Here is a 13,700-nt window from a genome sequence, read left to right on the forward strand (position 1 = left end):
TTTCCTGTCATCTTTGGAATCACCGGCCGTCGCCGCGCATCTGCCATACTCATGACTGCTTTACCATCGTGCAGGAGGGGAATAATGATTAAGCTGTGTAAAACGTGCGGCACGTCGTATGACGAAAGAAGTACACCCATCTTACGCTGCAAGATTTGTGACGATGAACGCCAGTATGTCCCGGTCAGCGGACAGGCGTGGGTAGCCTTCGAGGATCTCATCAGCCATCATACCAACGCCTGGCAACAGCATGACAACACCTTGTTTAGCCTTAAAACCGTTCCCCGGTTCGCTATCAACCAACGCGCGTTTCTGCTCAGAACGCCGCAGGGCAATATTCTGTGGGATTGCATTGCCAATCTCGATGCCGCCACGATGGCGTTGATAGCTGCGCTTGGCGGTATTGATGCCATCGCGATTTCCCATCCTCATTACTACACCACCATGCAGGATTGGGCGGCCGCCTTTGACGCGCCAGTCTATCTGCATGCCAGCGACAGTGAGTGGATCGTGCGCGATAGCCCGGCGATTCGTCTGTGGCAAGGCGATGCGTTTGAGCTATGGCCCTCGGTGCAGCTGTTGCGACTGGGCGGCCACTTCGCCGGGGGAACCGTTCTACACTGGCGCGAGGGCGATGGCACGCTGCTGGTGGGCGACATCCTGCAGGTGACTCCCGGTGCGGATGCGGTCTCTTTTATGTGGAGCTACCCGAATATGCTGCCGCTGCCCGCGTCGGTCATTGAAAACATCATGCAGCGCCTGGCCGGCGTGCGGTTTGCCAGACTGTACGGAGCCTTCGCCGGGCAAAATATGCTGAACAACGCGCATGAAAGGGTACAGCGTTCCGCACAAAAATATCTCGCCTGCCTGCGTGGATGACGCCTGTTAATCGCGATGAGAGGCCCTTTTGCACAGGCCGCTCATCGCCGCCCATTGCCGAAAAGGGCCGCTACCACACCCCGTCGCCGCCATCCGAACACCAGACCTGGCTTGAGGCGAAGGAGCAGGCGCAAATCTTTTCGCTGGTGAAAACTTGTCCTGGCAACCAGGCTTTATAAGGCCGGTTGAGGAACCTGCACAGGACTTTTTCCTGCGCCGGCTTATCAGCCACCGCAATCATCCACGTCGCGACCGGAGGTATACATGAGACGATTGATGGCAAATGACGCCGCAAAGCGCGGGAGTCGCCCGGCAAAAGACGACCCGCGCGAACAGGGGGAAATACCGCGTAAACGCGATGATAGCGAGGACCATAAGAAAGATCCTTTTCACCCGGATCCCGGGCAGCGCTAAGATTGATCGTCACAGATCGGTCTGCGGCAAACGCCTGCGGCGACGGGACGCCGGACGGGAAATGGCGCCGGCCATGGCTTCAGCCATCTCGGCACAGGCGGTAATACCCTGCACAAAAGGCCGATCATGCATTAACCACGGCAGCGCCGCGAACGCCACGCGGCCTCGTACCTCCGCAGGCTCCTGTAACGTGTAGTCGTTCCCCACGTCCGGGATCTCATCGCCGGTGGCCTGCAGCTGCTCCCGTAACGTCGGGAAGGGCAGATCTTTTGTTTTTAGCGCTCTTTGCCCGCGTGCATCAATAAAGACATCATAGGTGGCCCGGCTTTCCCCCGTGGTAATCACCGTTTTGTCCTCTTCGATCGCCATCTGGTAATCCTCGCCGAGGGCGAGAATGCGGAGCGCTCCGGCTTCGCGAAGCGCCAGCAGGCGGCGGATCGACTCTGACGGAATAGCGGCGTAATTATCGATGAACACCCGGGCGAGCCCGTCGCTAAAGCGCTGACTATCCCGCGCATCCAGATGCGGGACCATTTCCTGCACGGCCTCATGCAGCCGGAGGATGACATAGCGCCACGGAACGGTGTATTTCTCGCGCTTGTTGCGCTCGACTTCCATAAGATTGGCCTGCGCCCAGTGAAACGGGTCATGTTGGTGTCGTTCACGAAACCACGCGTCGCTGAAGCTATCGGCGTTCAGCGTCGGGAGGGCGATACCGGCACTCCATTGCGGATCGGCGCGCTCGATCTCCTCTGCCATCAACCGGAAAACGCGGTCAAGTAAACCCTCTGAACCGGCGGCAATCGCCTTTTCCAGCGCGTCAGGCGTCACCACCGAAAGCGGTTCATAGGGAATCGGGCAGTAAAAATCCGCTTCCGGCAATATGCCGGAGCGCGACATCAGGACAATATTCAGCGCTTTGCTGGCCGGATTGAGCCTGAACTGCAGCGAGCGCGCGGCGGATTCGACAAACTCGCCGTGCTGAACCACCACGGCCATCGCGGCATCAATACCGCTCAACGAGGTACCCATGATACCGACCCTGCATGCCGGGATCTCGGCATCCATCAGGCCGGACCACGGACTGGGGAAAAAGGTACGGGTGGACTCCTCGTCAGCGGGCCAGACGTGGCCCGTGGCGATGACCGCAAGATCGAAACGTTCCGCCGCCGACTCACCTTGTGCCCATAATCTGACGCCTTCTGCCGTGGCCTGCAGGTCGGTGACCTCACAGGATTCATGCACCGTCAGCGAGAAACCCTGTTGTCTGGCTCTGGCTGTCAGGCCGATAAACTGGTCGCGAAAATATTCGCCAAGCAGGATACGCGGAAGAAACTGGCGAACATGCAGCGAATCATAGCTGACGCCATAGCGGGCAAGGTGCTCCTCGCTTTGCTGTTTCAGCCAGTCGATATAGGGACAGAGGATCGGTGGGATTTCAATACTGGCGATATTGGCCAGCATCATGCGCGAGTTTTCTTCGTCGCTGTATGGCATGCCGACGCCGGCCTGACTCGCCTGCTCATAGACCGTCACCGCCAGCGGCTCCGGATATTTTAACAGGGAAAAAAGAGTATAAATCCCGGTGGGGCCTGCGCCGATAATCGCAATTTTCTTCATGCATCATCACCCGTGATAAACGTTCTTCCATTGCCGTTTCCCGCCTGCCGGACGGTCAACCGGGAAAAGCGATCGGCGCCTTAGGTTCAGCAGCGGGAGTCGGGTTTAAGTGTGGTCGAAAACCCCGGCGCCAGCCAGCTGTATGCATGCGGTCTGTACGTCGCTCCCGGCTGTCGGCTGGCGGGCAATAAAAAAGGGGCCTCTGTGCCCCGCAAAAGTTTTCCGCTGTTATATCGCTCAGGGAAAAGGAAACTGTTTCAAGGCCGGATGGGCTTCTGCTATTTCGCTGTGGGCACGAATTGAGTGGAAGTCATCGGCCTTCACCTCCTCGGGGATCATCGCCTGAATAAAGGTCCATACCACGGCGCTGGTTACCGAGACCTGATCGAGCGGCGTGTTGAGCGCCCGGCGTTCCAGCGCGGCGTTCCATTCCCGGCAGGCAGACAGTAACTGCCAGGTGATGCGTTCAATCCACGGTTGATACTGTTTCTCTGGCGGCCGTAAGCGGTGTTCGTAAACCTGTTGTACGGCTTTTTCGCTGGCAGCCAGAATCCATCCCAGCGTCTGAAGGTCTTCGGCCAGCGCAGGGCCGGCGGCGGGGAGCAATTTACGCTGCAAATCTGCCTGAGATTCGAAGTAATGAAGGATCAGCGTGGAGTCCATCAGCCGAACGGCGTTATCCAGAATCAGCGTAGGCGCCTTGACCACCGGATTGAATTTTGCGAAGGGTTCAACGGCACTAAACACCGACAGCGGCAGGTGTTCAAATTCGACACCGTACAGCGCCAGAGATACCGCGACGCGCCTCACGTAAGGGGAGTCCAACATGCCAATGAGTTTCATCATGATTCCTGTTTTCCTGTCTCTGAAAGGAGAATGCCGGGTCAATCAAGGTGCGCCAGGAAGGATATCACCGTGCGCATTGCCCCTGGCTGCAGAGAGACATTACGCCAGATTGGCGATAACGAATATTACGCATTTCTTACCTGAGATGTCAGAATGACTGACCGGTACTGTCGCCCGAGGTTTACCCTCCTGGACCAGGGTAACGTTGACCTCCAGGAGCCGGAATATAAGGAGCTGCTTCATGTCGGATTACCCACCGATCGCCAGTTTACGGAGCTTTGAGGCCGTTGCCCGACTTGGGAGCGTGACGCAGGCGGCGAAAGAGCTGCATGTCACCCATTCGGCAATCAGTCAGCAAATTAAAGTGCTGGAAGAGATGCTCGGCGTGAGATTGTTTACGCGTCACGGACGCGGAGTGCAGATTAACGAAGAGGGGCGACTGTATGCGATGCATGTCCGCGAGGCGCTGGAACATATCGCGGATGCCACTCGTCTGGTCCACGTTAAGCCGCGGACGACGACGTTAACCCTGGCCACGGTACCGTCTTTTGCCTGCCACTGGCTATTGCCGCGCCTGGATCGCTTTCGCACCAGCTATCCCCATATCACGTTGCGGCTGCTGGCCAGTCTGACGGTCACCAACATGCAGCAGGAGGCGGTGGATATCGCCATTCGCATGGGGAAAGGCGACTGGGAAGGGCTGGAAAGCCGCTATATGTTTGCCGATGAGCTGATTGTGGTGGCCGCGCCGCATTACAACGGCGGCGCGCTGCCGGCAACGCCGCAAGAGGTGGCGGCGAGTAAGATTCTATTTTCGATGGAATCCTGGAAAACCTGGTGCCTCAAGGCGGGGCTGGAGCGTGAGATCGTCGCCGGCGGACTCTGTATCAACGACTCGAATCTGGTTCTGGAAGCCGTGCGACTCGGCAATGGCATTGCGCTGGAGCGGCGCTCCCTGGTGCAGGGCGCGATCGATCGAGGAGAGCTGGTCCAGGTCACCGCCTGTTCTGCGCCTTATCCCTGGCCGTACTGGCTGGTCACCCCGCAGCAAAGTGAAAAGAAAACGGAAGTCTCGTTGTTCATCGCCTGGCTGAATGAAGAACTTGCGGCCTGGCGCCAGCGGGAAGATTTGCCGGCGCCGCGATAGCATTGTACCGGCGCTTGCCAGGGGGGCTCAACGGCCGGCGGATCGGGCAAATTCCCGCACCAGCGCCAGAAAGGCGGCCAGCCCGGCGGAGGGGTGACGTCTGCCGGGATAATACAGACACAGGCCGGGAAAAGGGGGCGTCCAGTCGTCCAGTAAACGAATCAGCCGGCCGGCCTCAATATCCTCGATGACATCCTGTTCAAGAAAGAAACCTATTCCCGCATCTTCCAGCACCGCAATCCGCGCCAGCGACGCCTCATCCAGCGTCAGCTGCCCGCGGACATCGACCTGTACCGTTTCTCCTTGCTTCTCAAGATGCCAGCGATAGAGGGAACCATCGGGCAGACGCACCCGGATGCAGGGATGATTGAGCAGATCTGCGGGGGTTTCAGGCCGCTTATGGTGCGAAAGATACTGCGCAGAAGCCACCACGGCATAGCGCTGAGGTTTGCCGAGGGAAAGTGCGATCATATCCTCCGGTATCAGGCTGGCGACCCGTACTCCCATATCGAAGCCTTCCGCAACGATGTCGATCAGCCGGCCATCGGTGACGATATCCACCTGCATTTGCGGATAGCGGCGCAAAAACTCCAGCACGACCCGGGAGAGAAGCGTCCGGGCGGCAAACGGAGGCGTATTGATGCGCAGGACGCCAGAAGGGGTTTCGCTGCGGGAGCGGACAACCTCAAGGGCCTGATGAACGCCCTGCAGCGACGGACCGATGTTATCGATAAACAGGCGACCGGCGTCGGTGAGCCCCACGCTGCGGGTAGTCCGGTTAAATAGACGTACGCCCATTTCGGCTTCAAATCTGGCGATGATATGGCTCAATGCGGTGGTTGATACCCCCAGCTCGATCGCCGCCGCGCGAAAGGTCCCTCGTCGGGCGATGGCCATAACGGCATCTAAATCCGTTAGCGTGATTCGCGACATTATCCCATTTCCTTCATCATGGCATCCCGGTTTGTCCTGATTGTTTAAATTATAAAGGATTCTTAAAGTTAAGCCGTAGCGTTTAATCACGGGAGATTCACTATGGATACGCCATCAGCAGTACAGGCCTTTTTTGCCGCTGAAGATCTGGAGCGCGTTGTCAGCGCCTTCACCCCGGATGCGGTGGTGAAAGATGAAGGGAATACCTATCGCGGACGGCAGGCCATCCGCGAGTGGCGGGTTGCCGCCAGACAAAAATACCGGTATGTCGCCGAACCTATTGAGACGATAACGCAGGGCGCCAGGGTAAAGGTGCGCGCCAACGTCAGCGGAAATTTTCCCGGCAGCCCGGTCATCCTTAGCTATGTATTTCGCCTGACGGCAGGGCAGATCGATGAGCTGGAGATCGGTGATGAGTGATTTTCTGGCGCTGGAAGGAAAGCGCGTTCTGATTACCTCGGGTACCAAAGGGGCCGGGGCGGCAACCGTGGCGCTGTTTCGCCAGCTGGGGGCGCGAGTGTTAACCTGCGCTCGCCATCCGCCGGACGCTCCTGTTGATGCGCTCTTTGTGACGGCGGATCTCGCCACGGCGAGCGGGTGCGCTCTGCTGGCCGCGGAGGTACAGGAGCAGCTGGGCGGCGTTGATATTATCGTTCATATGCTGGGCGGTTCTTCCTCCCCGGCAGGCGGGTTTGCCGCGCTGAGCGATGAGCTGTGGCAGCAGGAGCTGGATCTCAACCTTTTCCCTGCCCTCAGGCTGGATCGTCTACTGCTTCCCCTCATGCTCAACAGCGGGAAGGGGGTGATTATCCACGTCTCTTCAATCCAAAGAAGGATGCCGCTGCCGGAGTCAACCACGGCCTACGCCGCGGCAAAAGCCGCGCTCTCCACCTACAGTAAAAGCCTGTCGAAAGAGGTTTCCCCCAGGGGCGTTCGTGTTCTGAGCGTGGCCCCCGGCTGGATTGAAACCGAGGCGGCGGTCAGATTTGCGCAGCGGCTCGCGCAGCAGCAGGGGGTTGAGTATGCGCGAGGGAAACAAATCATCATGGACTCATTAGGCGGAATTCCACTCGGTCGTCCGGCGCAACCCGAAGAGGTGGCCAATCTGATTGCGTTTTTAGCCTCCGACCGGGCGGCATCGATAACCGGGGCAGAATACCTCATTGATGGTGGAACCGTGCCGACGGTTTAACCATCACCACGAACTGGCAAGGCGCGGCGAAGGGTTTTCTCCTCCCTCAGTCTTGATGGCAAGGTATTGCTGCCAGGGCTTCAGAGGGGCGTGGAGCGTGCGAGGCGGGGATCAAAGGTAAAGGGATACTGACGCACGGAGGCCAGGGCCTCGCTGAACGCGGGATGCAGCGGGTTTAAAATGGCGTTGTTTTCATAGGGAATAATGCAGGAGGGAAGCATCAGCGCCAGACCGCTGCCCGACTGTAGCCAGCCGGTGCCCAGATCCATTGTGGAAACGGGCATCGGATTTTCTTGCCAGTTATCCGGTAACCACTGTTTATCGAGGGATTCCACTTCGCTGTCCGGTATCTCGATACTATACAGCTGATACTGGTTGAGGATTGCCTCATTTTTGACGTGAACCAGGATCTCCAGTGACGCCAGGGCAATGGAAGTGGACACATAGACCGCCGGGTGTCCCTGGTGATTCCAGCGCCCGCCGTACTGGTTGGCCCCGCTTCCCGTCCAGGCTTCGCTGGCGTAACGGCCGGTAACCAGACGATAGAAAATCATGCAAAGACGCCGTGTTCCAGGCGACCAATCAGGTCTGTTACTTCCAGCGCGCCGCTCTCGGTAGCAATCAGATCGATGGGGGCGACATTGCCCAGTCCTCTGACCGGCGACTGCAGCCAGTCGTAGGCATCCTGCTTGCTGCCAAAATAGTCGACGGCGGTATCCAGGACCCTGACAAAACGCGCCACACGTTCGCTTTCGCCTGGCGTCAACGTGCCGCCCGCGCTCTTGCGCCGGGCAACGTTGCGCTCATTAATCCCGGTGATGCGCAGAATGTCGGTTTTCGACATTTCCGTCCACTCATGAATATTATCCAGAATGCTGACCGGTAATCCCATACTCAGCAGCTCAATCAACTGCATACCCCGATTCGCCGGTAGCCCGGCATAGCGCCACAGCGCATTATCGGCAGGTTGCTCTGCAGGAACCCAGGTTTTCATCTTCCCTCCTGAATAAGGACATTTGTCATGCTTTATTATAGTCATTTGTCGGGTTGTTGAAAATATAATCGCCGGGCAGGTCATGAGTTGATTGCGGTTTTGTGGCTGGCGGCCCCGAAAACAGTCCTCAGTAAGGACCGTCAGCTGGACGGTCCTCCGGGGGCGTTTTATTCGTCGCGGATTCAACGTTTACTGCTGCAACACTTCAGCAAATTTCGCCAGCCATTGCGGATGGGCGGGCCAGGCAGGGGCGGTGACCAGGTTGCCGTCAACATGCGCCTGATCGATACCGATCTCAGCATAATGCCCGCCGCTGAGCCGTACTTCCGGCGCGCAGGCCGGGTAGGCGCTACAGGTGCGGCCTTTCAGTATTCCGGCGGCGGCCAGAAGCTGCGGGCCGTGGCAAACGGCGGCAATGGGTTTGTGCGCCGCGTCAAACGCCTGAACCAGTTTGAGCACCTCGTCATTCAAGCGCAGATACTCCGGCGCTCGTCCACCGGGGATCAGCAGGGCGTCATAATCCTGTTCTTTTACGGCAGCAAAGTCGGCGTTGAGGACAAAGCGGTGCCCGGGTTTCTCGCTATAGGTCTGGGCACCGTCAAAATCATGGATCGCCGTCATGATATAGTCGCCTTTGCTCTTCTCCGGGCAAACCGCGTCAACCTGATGGCCAATCATCTGCAATGCCTGAAACGGCACCATGGTTTCGTAATCTTCGGCATAATCACCAACCAGCATCAGAATTTTTTTGCTCATAAGGGTTGTTCCTCAGGGAATAAAGATGCCTAAGGTATAGTCCAGGGGCGAAGGGAATGCGAACCGCAAGTGGCGTTGTGTGTACTGATACCGCGGTGTTTCGCCTGTGCTCTGCTTTTGGAGCGCGCGCAGCTCTCGGCCTGAGTGACTTTGGTAGACGATAAATGATTGCCGACCTGCGGCAGGGAGCCGGGCAAGGAACTACTGAAGCGTCTGGCCAATCCCGAAACTGTAAGGGCATGAAATCGTACGCCATATCGCGTTCTTGTAATGCATTAATGTAATTTCTCATCGGTGTGTGCAGATTGACGATGATCTGCGCGTTTTATATTGCTGCCCGGTCCCGTCAGGACAATAATCGCCCATAGAGATGTCTCCTCACTGAATACAGGCCGCCATGATTATAAAAATCGTTTGTCTGAGTCTGCTTTGCATCATCCTGCTCTCCCTTGGCGCCAGCCTGGCCCAGACGATGTATCAGCGGGAGCTACGTCCGCAGGAGGGCTGGTGGTCCGCCCGTCGTGACTCAGCTGGCCTGGCGCCTGATCCCCAGCAAAACGCCCGCCTGGCCATTGTGCAGGTCTACGCTGCGCCCACCTGGGGCTGGAAAGGCGTGGTGGCGGTGCATCCCTGGATTATCTATAAACGCGCCGGGGAAACGGAATATAACCGCTATGAAGTGATTAGCTGGGGAGGCGGGGAGAAGGTGCGCCGTAATAGCAACCCGCCGGATGGCTACTGGTTCGGCGCGAAACCTCGTTTACTGGTGGAGCATCGGGGAGCAGAGGCCGAGGCCATGATCCCGCAGATTGTCGCGGCAATTGCCTCCTACCCCTGGCCGGATACCTACCACGCCTGGCCGGGCCCTAACAGTAACACCTTTCTGGCCCATATTGGCCGCGAGGTGCCCGCGCTCAAACTGGATATGCCGGCCAACGCGGTGGGGAAAGATTTTCGCTCGCTGCTGAATCCCATTGGCCTACCGCCATCCGGGCGCGGGCTGCAGGTGTCGGTGCTGGGTATCGCCGGCGTAACGCTGGGAGCTGAAGAGGGATTTGAACTCAATCTGCTGGGGCTGAACGTCGGCCTGGATTTCACGCCGCTACGTATCCGTCTGCCATTTATTGGCGGACTGGGCCATGACAATTTGTCCAATAACGCTGCGGAACACTCCCGATAAATGGCGACGCTCCCCACCTGCAGCTAAGCCAACATTGCGTATCGCTGCTGCACATTTCTCCTCTATGTGGCCATAAAGGTCGATGTTGGCATTTCAATTGTTATGTTATAACATAACAATTGAAATGCGATGGTCACACTGAGTGGCCCGAAATCAGCGGACCAATGACAAATGAAGTACGAGGAGATAAAAGGCAATGTCTGACATCAGCGTAGAAAGACAGGGCGACATGCGTCTGCCGGTGACCGTTCTGTCCGGTTTTCTGGGCGCCGGGAAAACGACCCTGCTCAACCATATTCTGAACAACAGAGAGGGCAGACGCGTTGCGGTTATCGTCAATGATATGTCGGAGGTCAATATTGATGCCGCTCTGGTCAGGGAAGGGGGCGCCGAACTTTCACGTACCGATGAAAAACTGGTTGAAATGAGTAACGGCTGTATCTGCTGCACGCTGCGGGAAGATCTCCTGCTGGAAGTGAATCGCCTGGCGAAAGAAGGGCGCTTTGATCAGCTGGTTATCGAGTCTACCGGTATTTCTGAACCGCTTCCGGTTGCTGAAACCTTTACCTTTGCCGGCGATGACGGGCAAAGTCTTTCAACCGTGGCGCGTCTTGATACCATGGTGACCGTCGTGGATGCCTTCAATTTTTTGCGTGATTATGACTCTGCAGATAGCCTCCGCTCACGCGGAGAATCACTGGGCGAAGGCGATGAGCGCAGCGTGGTCGATCTGCTCATTGAGCAGATTGAATTCTGCGATGTGCTGGTCCTGAACAAAGTCGATCTGATCGATGACGGGCAACAAGAAAAGCTAACGGCTATTTTGCGCTCTCTGAATCCACGGGCAAAAATAGTTGTTTCGCAGTTTGGTCAGGTAGCACTGGATAAGGTCCTGAATACCGGGCTGTTTGATTTTGATAATGCCGCACAGGCGCCAGGCTGGCTGAAGGAACTGCGCGGCGAACATACCCCGGAAACAGAAGAGTATGGGATTAGCAGCTTTGTTTTTCGCGCCCGCCGGCCTTTCCATCCGGCCCGTTTCTGCCAGGTGATGGCACATGAGCTGGCCGGAGTGGTCAGATCGAAAGGATATTTTTGGTTGGCCAGTCGTCCGGAATTTGCCGGCGCCTGGTCCCAGGCCGGTGGCGTGGCGCGTCAGGAACTGGGGGGAATGTGGTGGGCAAGTGTCCCCAGAGAACGCTGGCCTCAGGATGATGAGTCGCTGAAATTTATCCGGGCAAACTGGATGGATGGTGTGGGCGATGCCCGGCAGGAACTGGTGTTTATCGGAATGAATATGGATGAATCAGCACTACGCGCCAGGCTGGGTTCGGCTCTGCTTACGGACGAAGAAATGGCGGAGGGGCCGGGCGAATGGCGTCACTACTCCGACCCGTTTGCGCCCTGGGTTGCCGCATAAGTCAACACAAGAGACCCGGTAAAAGCCGGCTCTTCATCGCTCTGTGCAATATGCAATAACGCCACAGATACGGCGTGCGTGCGGGAATATTTCGTCAAGGGGGGCTGCTGAGAGGATAAACTGGCCCCAGTCCTGTTTCAGGAATGGCCTGGATAACCGCAAAGGAGAGATGAGCGTGTTACAGCGAGAAATGTGCGAAATTCGCACCGTTCGATAACCTACAGACGGCTGCTGATGTCTGCGGAATAAAGAATGGTGCGTCCGAGTGGACTCGAACCACCGACCCCCACCATGTCAAGGTGGTGCTCTAACCAACTGAGCTACGGACGCATTATGGTGCGTTTAATTGGACTCGAACCAACGACCCCCACCATGTCAAGGTGGTGCTCTAACCAACTGAGCTATAAACGCATTATGGTGCGTTCAATTGGACTCGAACCAACGACCCCCACCATGTCAAGGTGGTGCTCTAACCAACTGAGCTATGAACGCAATGTTGTGGTGACAACGGGGACGCATATTAGCGATCGGATGGGGTTGTGGCAAGAGGCAAACGTCACTTTTCTTTCAGATCTCACGCGATTGCGGAAGTTTTACGCATATTGCTCATATTTTACTGATGCTAAAGGATATTTCTTATCCAGTTGCCCTGGTCTCGCTGCGGCGTCGTGCCTGACGCGGCGCGAAGTAAGGCCTGGCGACGCTGTCGGGAGAGAATGAGTGATTCGTCAGGCGAATGGTGCAAGAGGCGTCGCAGACGCGGGGGCCGGAAAAGAGAGGTTACCTGAAAATAAGGCGAAGGGTAAAAAGTGCGCAGAGGACTAACAGGATCAGAATAAGCTCAAAACGATAGCGCTGCAGCATAGTGGCCTCCTGAAATAAAACCGGCGCTGAAACAGCGCCGGTTTATGATTAACTCAACTTAGCGGAAAAATTAAGCAGCCGGTTGGGCAGCCGGTTTAGCGGCCTGATGCTTAGTGGTTTTGTGATGTTTTTTTGCCGCCTGAGCTTTCTGGGCTACCGGTTTAGCCGCCGCTTTGTGGTGTTTTTTAGCGGCCTGGGCTTTCTGTTCAGCGGCCGGTTTGGCGGCGGCTTTGTGATGTTTTTTCGCGGCCTGAGCTTTCTGTTCAGCGGCCGGTTTGGCGGCGGCTTTGTGGTGTTTTTTCGCGGCCTGAGCTTTCTGTTCAGCGGCCGGTTTGGCGGCGGCTTTGTGGTGTTTTTTCGCGGCCTGAGCTTTCTGCTCAGCGGCCGGTTTGGCAGCGGCTTTGTGATGTTTTTTATGATGAGTGGTTTTGGCAGTGGTGCTGTGAGTTGCAGCAGCCGGAGCCTGAGTGGTGCTTACTGCGTCAGCAGCGAAAGCAGCAGAAGACAGACCCATAGCAGCGGCAACGACCAGAGCTAATACTTTTTTCATTCTGATATCCTCGAAATTATTTCTTCAGTGAACCCCACTGCGGGGCTGTTGAAATCACTATAAGTTTTTCTTTTTCAGGCTTCAGTGAGTGTTTGGTATCGGCGAGTAACGGAATGTACAACGCATAGAGCGGGCGAAAAGCAGGATGCTCCGCTAACGGATTCAGCGTCAGCGGAGGGGGGGGGTTAGCGACGCGGTGTATCGGACAGCGTCGTGAGCAGCGTCGGGCGGGTCATTCGTACGCAATAGGCAGGCTGGCCGCGTTCAAAACGCCATCCTTCGGACAGTGGTCCGGCGTCTACGGTGTCAAAGCCAAATGCCTCGTACAGCGCGGCGGCGATCGCTTTTCCTTTTTCACTATCGCCTGCCAACGGCAGCGCCCGACGATTTTCCGCGCCCGCGGGCAGTCCATCGCTTTCCAGCTGGGTCATGGGAATCGCGTTAAACGCTTTGGTGACGGTAGCGGCAGGCAGGATTTGGGCGAGCAATTCGCTGGTGGTGGTTTCTCCTGACTCCAGCGCCTCGATCGGGCCGTCACGCTCGGGATAGTAATTCACTGCATCAATGACATGTTTATCCTGAATTCCGCTGACCGGCAGCGAATGGATGGCGCTGAGCGGCACGGCAATGACCACCACCTCGCCAAATTCGGCAGCTTCCTCTGCGCTGCCGACCTGACAGCCAATCATCGGCCCCAGGCTGAAAAGCGTCTGGGGCCCTCGTGAGTTACTCAACATAACGTCGTGACCGGCGGCAAGCGCCAGCTTCGCGACAGACCGGCCAACGAATCCGGCGCCGATAATGCCAATCTTCATTTTCAACTCCTTACGAATGATCTGAGAGTGTTGATAAATTTAATTCCATCCCCGCAGAAGATAAATCGTAAGATAGTGGAATGATAAACA

General features: G+C 56.9%; 16 protein-coding genes and 3 tRNA genes. 7 read left to right on the plus strand and 12 right to left on the minus strand.

Annotated elements, in window-relative coordinates; translation table 11 throughout:
• Nucleotides 1-84: 84 nt before the first annotated feature.
• Nucleotides 85-879 carry an MBL fold metallo-hydrolase gene (locus tag AC236I_RS11005; RefSeq protein ID WP_004862807.1) on the plus strand — a complete coding sequence of 265 codons (795 nt, stop codon included), beginning with the start codon at nt 85-87 and terminating at the stop codon, nt 877-879.
• Nucleotides 880-1,143: 264 nt separating this feature from the next.
• The gene (locus AC236I_RS11010) at nt 1,144-1,293 is read left to right on the plus strand and encodes a hypothetical protein (RefSeq protein ID WP_004862804.1); all 150 of its coding nucleotides are present in this window, start codon (nt 1,144-1,146) and stop codon (nt 1,291-1,293) included.
• 9 nt (nt 1,294-1,302) lie between these two features.
• On the opposite strand, the gene AC236I_RS11015 is transcribed toward AC236I_RS11010, so the two are convergent.
• Together AC236I_RS11015 and AC236I_RS11020 are read right to left on the minus strand one after the other, a co-directional pair.
• Nucleotides 1,303-2,913, minus strand: a complete 1,611-nt coding sequence (locus tag AC236I_RS11015) for an FAD-NAD(P)-binding protein (RefSeq protein ID WP_163980704.1) — start codon at nt 2,911-2,913, stop codon at nt 1,303-1,305.
• Between the two features lie 237 nt (nt 2,914-3,150).
• Nucleotides 3,151-3,759: a glutathione S-transferase family protein gene (locus AC236I_RS11020; RefSeq protein WP_032716409.1), complete on the minus strand. Its 609-nt coding sequence runs from the start codon at nt 3,757-3,759 to the stop codon at nt 3,151-3,153.
• Nucleotides 3,760-4,000: 241 nt separating this feature from the next.
• Between AC236I_RS11020 and gcvA the strand changes: the two genes are divergently transcribed.
• Complete coding sequence (gene gcvA / locus AC236I_RS11025; RefSeq protein ID WP_032716408.1) at nt 4,001-4,906, plus strand: transcriptional regulator GcvA; 906 nt, start codon at nt 4,001-4,003, stop codon at nt 4,904-4,906.
• 27 nt (nt 4,907-4,933) lie between these two features.
• Here gcvA and AC236I_RS11030 read toward each other — a convergent pair whose 3' ends face one another.
• A complete protein-coding gene (locus tag AC236I_RS11030) occupies nt 4,934-5,839 on the minus strand; it encodes a LysR family transcriptional regulator (protein WP_004862787.1) in 906 nt (301 codons plus the stop codon).
• Nucleotides 5,840-5,941: 102 nt separating this feature from the next.
• On the opposite strand from AC236I_RS11030, the gene AC236I_RS11035 reads away from it, so the two are divergent.
• Together AC236I_RS11035 and AC236I_RS11040 are read left to right on the plus strand one after the other, a co-directional pair.
• Nucleotides 5,942-6,259, plus strand: coding sequence for a nuclear transport factor 2 family protein (locus tag AC236I_RS11035; protein WP_004862785.1), 318 nt, complete (start codon nt 5,942-5,944; stop codon nt 6,257-6,259).
• Nucleotides 6,252-7,031 (plus strand): SDR family oxidoreductase, encoded by a 780-nt coding sequence (locus AC236I_RS11040; RefSeq protein ID WP_004862782.1) that lies wholly within the window; start codon nt 6,252-6,254, stop codon nt 7,029-7,031. The genes AC236I_RS11035 and AC236I_RS11040 overlap by 8 nt, the downstream gene beginning before the upstream one ends.
• Nucleotides 7,032-7,111: 80 nt before the next feature.
• Here AC236I_RS11040 and AC236I_RS11045 read toward each other — a convergent pair whose 3' ends face one another.
• The 3 genes from AC236I_RS11045 to AC236I_RS11055 all read right to left on the minus strand — a co-directional run bounded on the left by AC236I_RS11045 (nt 7,112) and on the right by AC236I_RS11055 (nt 8,781).
• Nucleotides 7,112-7,585, minus strand: a complete 474-nt coding sequence (locus tag AC236I_RS11045) for an RES family NAD+ phosphorylase (protein WP_015584188.1) — start codon at nt 7,583-7,585, stop codon at nt 7,112-7,114.
• Nucleotides 7,582-8,025 carry a type II RES/Xre toxin-antitoxin system antitoxin gene (gene parS, locus AC236I_RS11050; protein ID WP_004862777.1) on the minus strand — a complete coding sequence of 148 codons (444 nt, stop codon included), beginning with the start codon at nt 8,023-8,025 and terminating at the stop codon, nt 7,582-7,584. Before parS ends, AC236I_RS11045 begins: the two co-directional genes overlap by 4 nt.
• Before the next feature lie 189 nt (nt 8,026-8,214).
• Nucleotides 8,215-8,781 carry a DJ-1/PfpI family protein gene (locus AC236I_RS11055; RefSeq protein ID WP_004862773.1) on the minus strand — a complete coding sequence of 189 codons (567 nt, stop codon included), beginning with the start codon at nt 8,779-8,781 and terminating at the stop codon, nt 8,215-8,217.
• A gap of 397 nt (nt 8,782-9,178) precedes the next feature.
• On the opposite strand from AC236I_RS11055, the gene AC236I_RS11060 reads away from it, so the two are divergent.
• Both AC236I_RS11060 and zigA read left to right on the plus strand, forming a co-directional pair.
• Nucleotides 9,179-9,961: a DUF3750 domain-containing protein gene (locus tag AC236I_RS11060; RefSeq protein ID WP_032717546.1), complete on the plus strand. Its 783-nt coding sequence runs from the start codon at nt 9,179-9,181 to the stop codon at nt 9,959-9,961.
• 196 nt (nt 9,962-10,157) lie between these two features.
• A complete protein-coding gene (zigA, locus tag AC236I_RS11065) occupies nt 10,158-11,381 on the plus strand; it encodes a zinc metallochaperone GTPase ZigA (protein ID WP_004862767.1) in 1,224 nt (407 codons plus the stop codon).
• A gap of 253 nt (nt 11,382-11,634) precedes the next feature.
• On the opposite strand, the gene AC236I_RS11070 is transcribed toward zigA, so the two are convergent.
• The 6 genes from AC236I_RS11070 to AC236I_RS11095 all read right to left on the minus strand — a co-directional run bounded on the left by AC236I_RS11070 (nt 11,635) and on the right by AC236I_RS11095 (nt 13,610).
• Nucleotides 11,635-11,711 (minus strand) — tRNA-Val (locus AC236I_RS11070).
• Nucleotides 11,712-11,715: 4 nt separating this feature from the next.
• A tRNA-Val gene (locus AC236I_RS11075) sits at nt 11,716-11,792 on the minus strand.
• Between the two features lie 4 nt (nt 11,793-11,796).
• Nucleotides 11,797-11,873, minus strand: a tRNA-Val gene (locus tag AC236I_RS11080).
• A gap of 288 nt (nt 11,874-12,161) precedes the next feature.
• Nucleotides 12,162-12,245: a small membrane protein YdgU gene (ydgU, locus tag AC236I_RS11085; RefSeq protein WP_099130681.1), complete on the minus strand. Its 84-nt coding sequence runs from the start codon at nt 12,243-12,245 to the stop codon at nt 12,162-12,164.
• 70 nt (nt 12,246-12,315) lie between these two features.
• Entirely contained in the window at nt 12,316-12,795 is a 480-nt protein-coding gene (gene asr / locus AC236I_RS11090) for an acid resistance repetitive basic protein Asr (RefSeq protein ID WP_113991048.1), read from the minus strand.
• 185 nt (nt 12,796-12,980) lie between these two features.
• Nucleotides 12,981-13,610: an NADPH-dependent F420 reductase gene (locus tag AC236I_RS11095; RefSeq protein ID WP_048025243.1), complete on the minus strand. Its 630-nt coding sequence runs from the start codon at nt 13,608-13,610 to the stop codon at nt 12,981-12,983.
• Nucleotides 13,611-13,700 lie beyond the last annotated feature (90 nt).

Source organism: Klebsiella sp. Sb-30 (genome assembly GCF_057652795.1).

Excerpts from the sequence above, each read along its gene's own strand:
- AC236I_RS11005 (WP_004862807.1), top strand. The coding sequence starts at position 85 with ATGATTAAGCTGTGTAAAACGTGCGGCACGTCGTATGACGAAAGAAGT.
- AC236I_RS11010 (WP_004862804.1), top strand. The coding sequence starts at position 1,144 with ATGAGACGATTGATGGCAAATGACGCCGCAAAGCGCGGGAGTCGCCCG.
- AC236I_RS11015 (WP_163980704.1), bottom strand. The coding sequence starts at position 2,913 with ATGAAGAAAATTGCGATTATCGGCGCAGGCCCCACCGGGATTTATACT.
- AC236I_RS11020 (WP_032716409.1), bottom strand. The coding sequence starts at position 3,759 with ATGATGAAACTCATTGGCATGTTGGACTCCCCTTACGTGAGGCGCGTC.
- gcvA (WP_032716408.1), top strand. The coding sequence starts at position 4,001 with ATGTCGGATTACCCACCGATCGCCAGTTTACGGAGCTTTGAGGCCGTT.
- AC236I_RS11030 (WP_004862787.1), bottom strand. The coding sequence starts at position 5,839 with ATGTCGCGAATCACGCTAACGGATTTAGATGCCGTTATGGCCATCGCC.
- AC236I_RS11035 (WP_004862785.1), top strand. The coding sequence starts at position 5,942 with ATGGATACGCCATCAGCAGTACAGGCCTTTTTTGCCGCTGAAGATCTG.
- AC236I_RS11040 (WP_004862782.1), top strand. The coding sequence starts at position 6,252 with ATGAGTGATTTTCTGGCGCTGGAAGGAAAGCGCGTTCTGATTACCTCG.
- AC236I_RS11045 (WP_015584188.1), bottom strand. The coding sequence starts at position 7,585 with ATGATTTTCTATCGTCTGGTTACCGGCCGTTACGCCAGCGAAGCCTGG.
- parS (WP_004862777.1), bottom strand. The coding sequence starts at position 8,025 with ATGAAAACCTGGGTTCCTGCAGAGCAACCTGCCGATAATGCGCTGTGG.
- AC236I_RS11055 (WP_004862773.1), bottom strand. The coding sequence starts at position 8,781 with ATGAGCAAAAAAATTCTGATGCTGGTTGGTGATTATGCCGAAGATTAC.
- AC236I_RS11060 (WP_032717546.1), top strand. The coding sequence starts at position 9,179 with ATGATTATAAAAATCGTTTGTCTGAGTCTGCTTTGCATCATCCTGCTC.
- zigA (WP_004862767.1), top strand. The coding sequence starts at position 10,158 with ATGTCTGACATCAGCGTAGAAAGACAGGGCGACATGCGTCTGCCGGTG.
- ydgU (WP_099130681.1), bottom strand. The coding sequence starts at position 12,245 with ATGCTGCAGCGCTATCGTTTTGAGCTTATTCTGATCCTGTTAGTCCTC.
- asr (WP_113991048.1), bottom strand. The coding sequence starts at position 12,795 with ATGAAAAAAGTATTAGCTCTGGTCGTTGCCGCTGCTATGGGTCTGTCT.
- AC236I_RS11095 (WP_048025243.1), bottom strand. The coding sequence starts at position 13,610 with ATGAAGATTGGCATTATCGGCGCCGGATTCGTTGGCCGGTCTGTCGCG.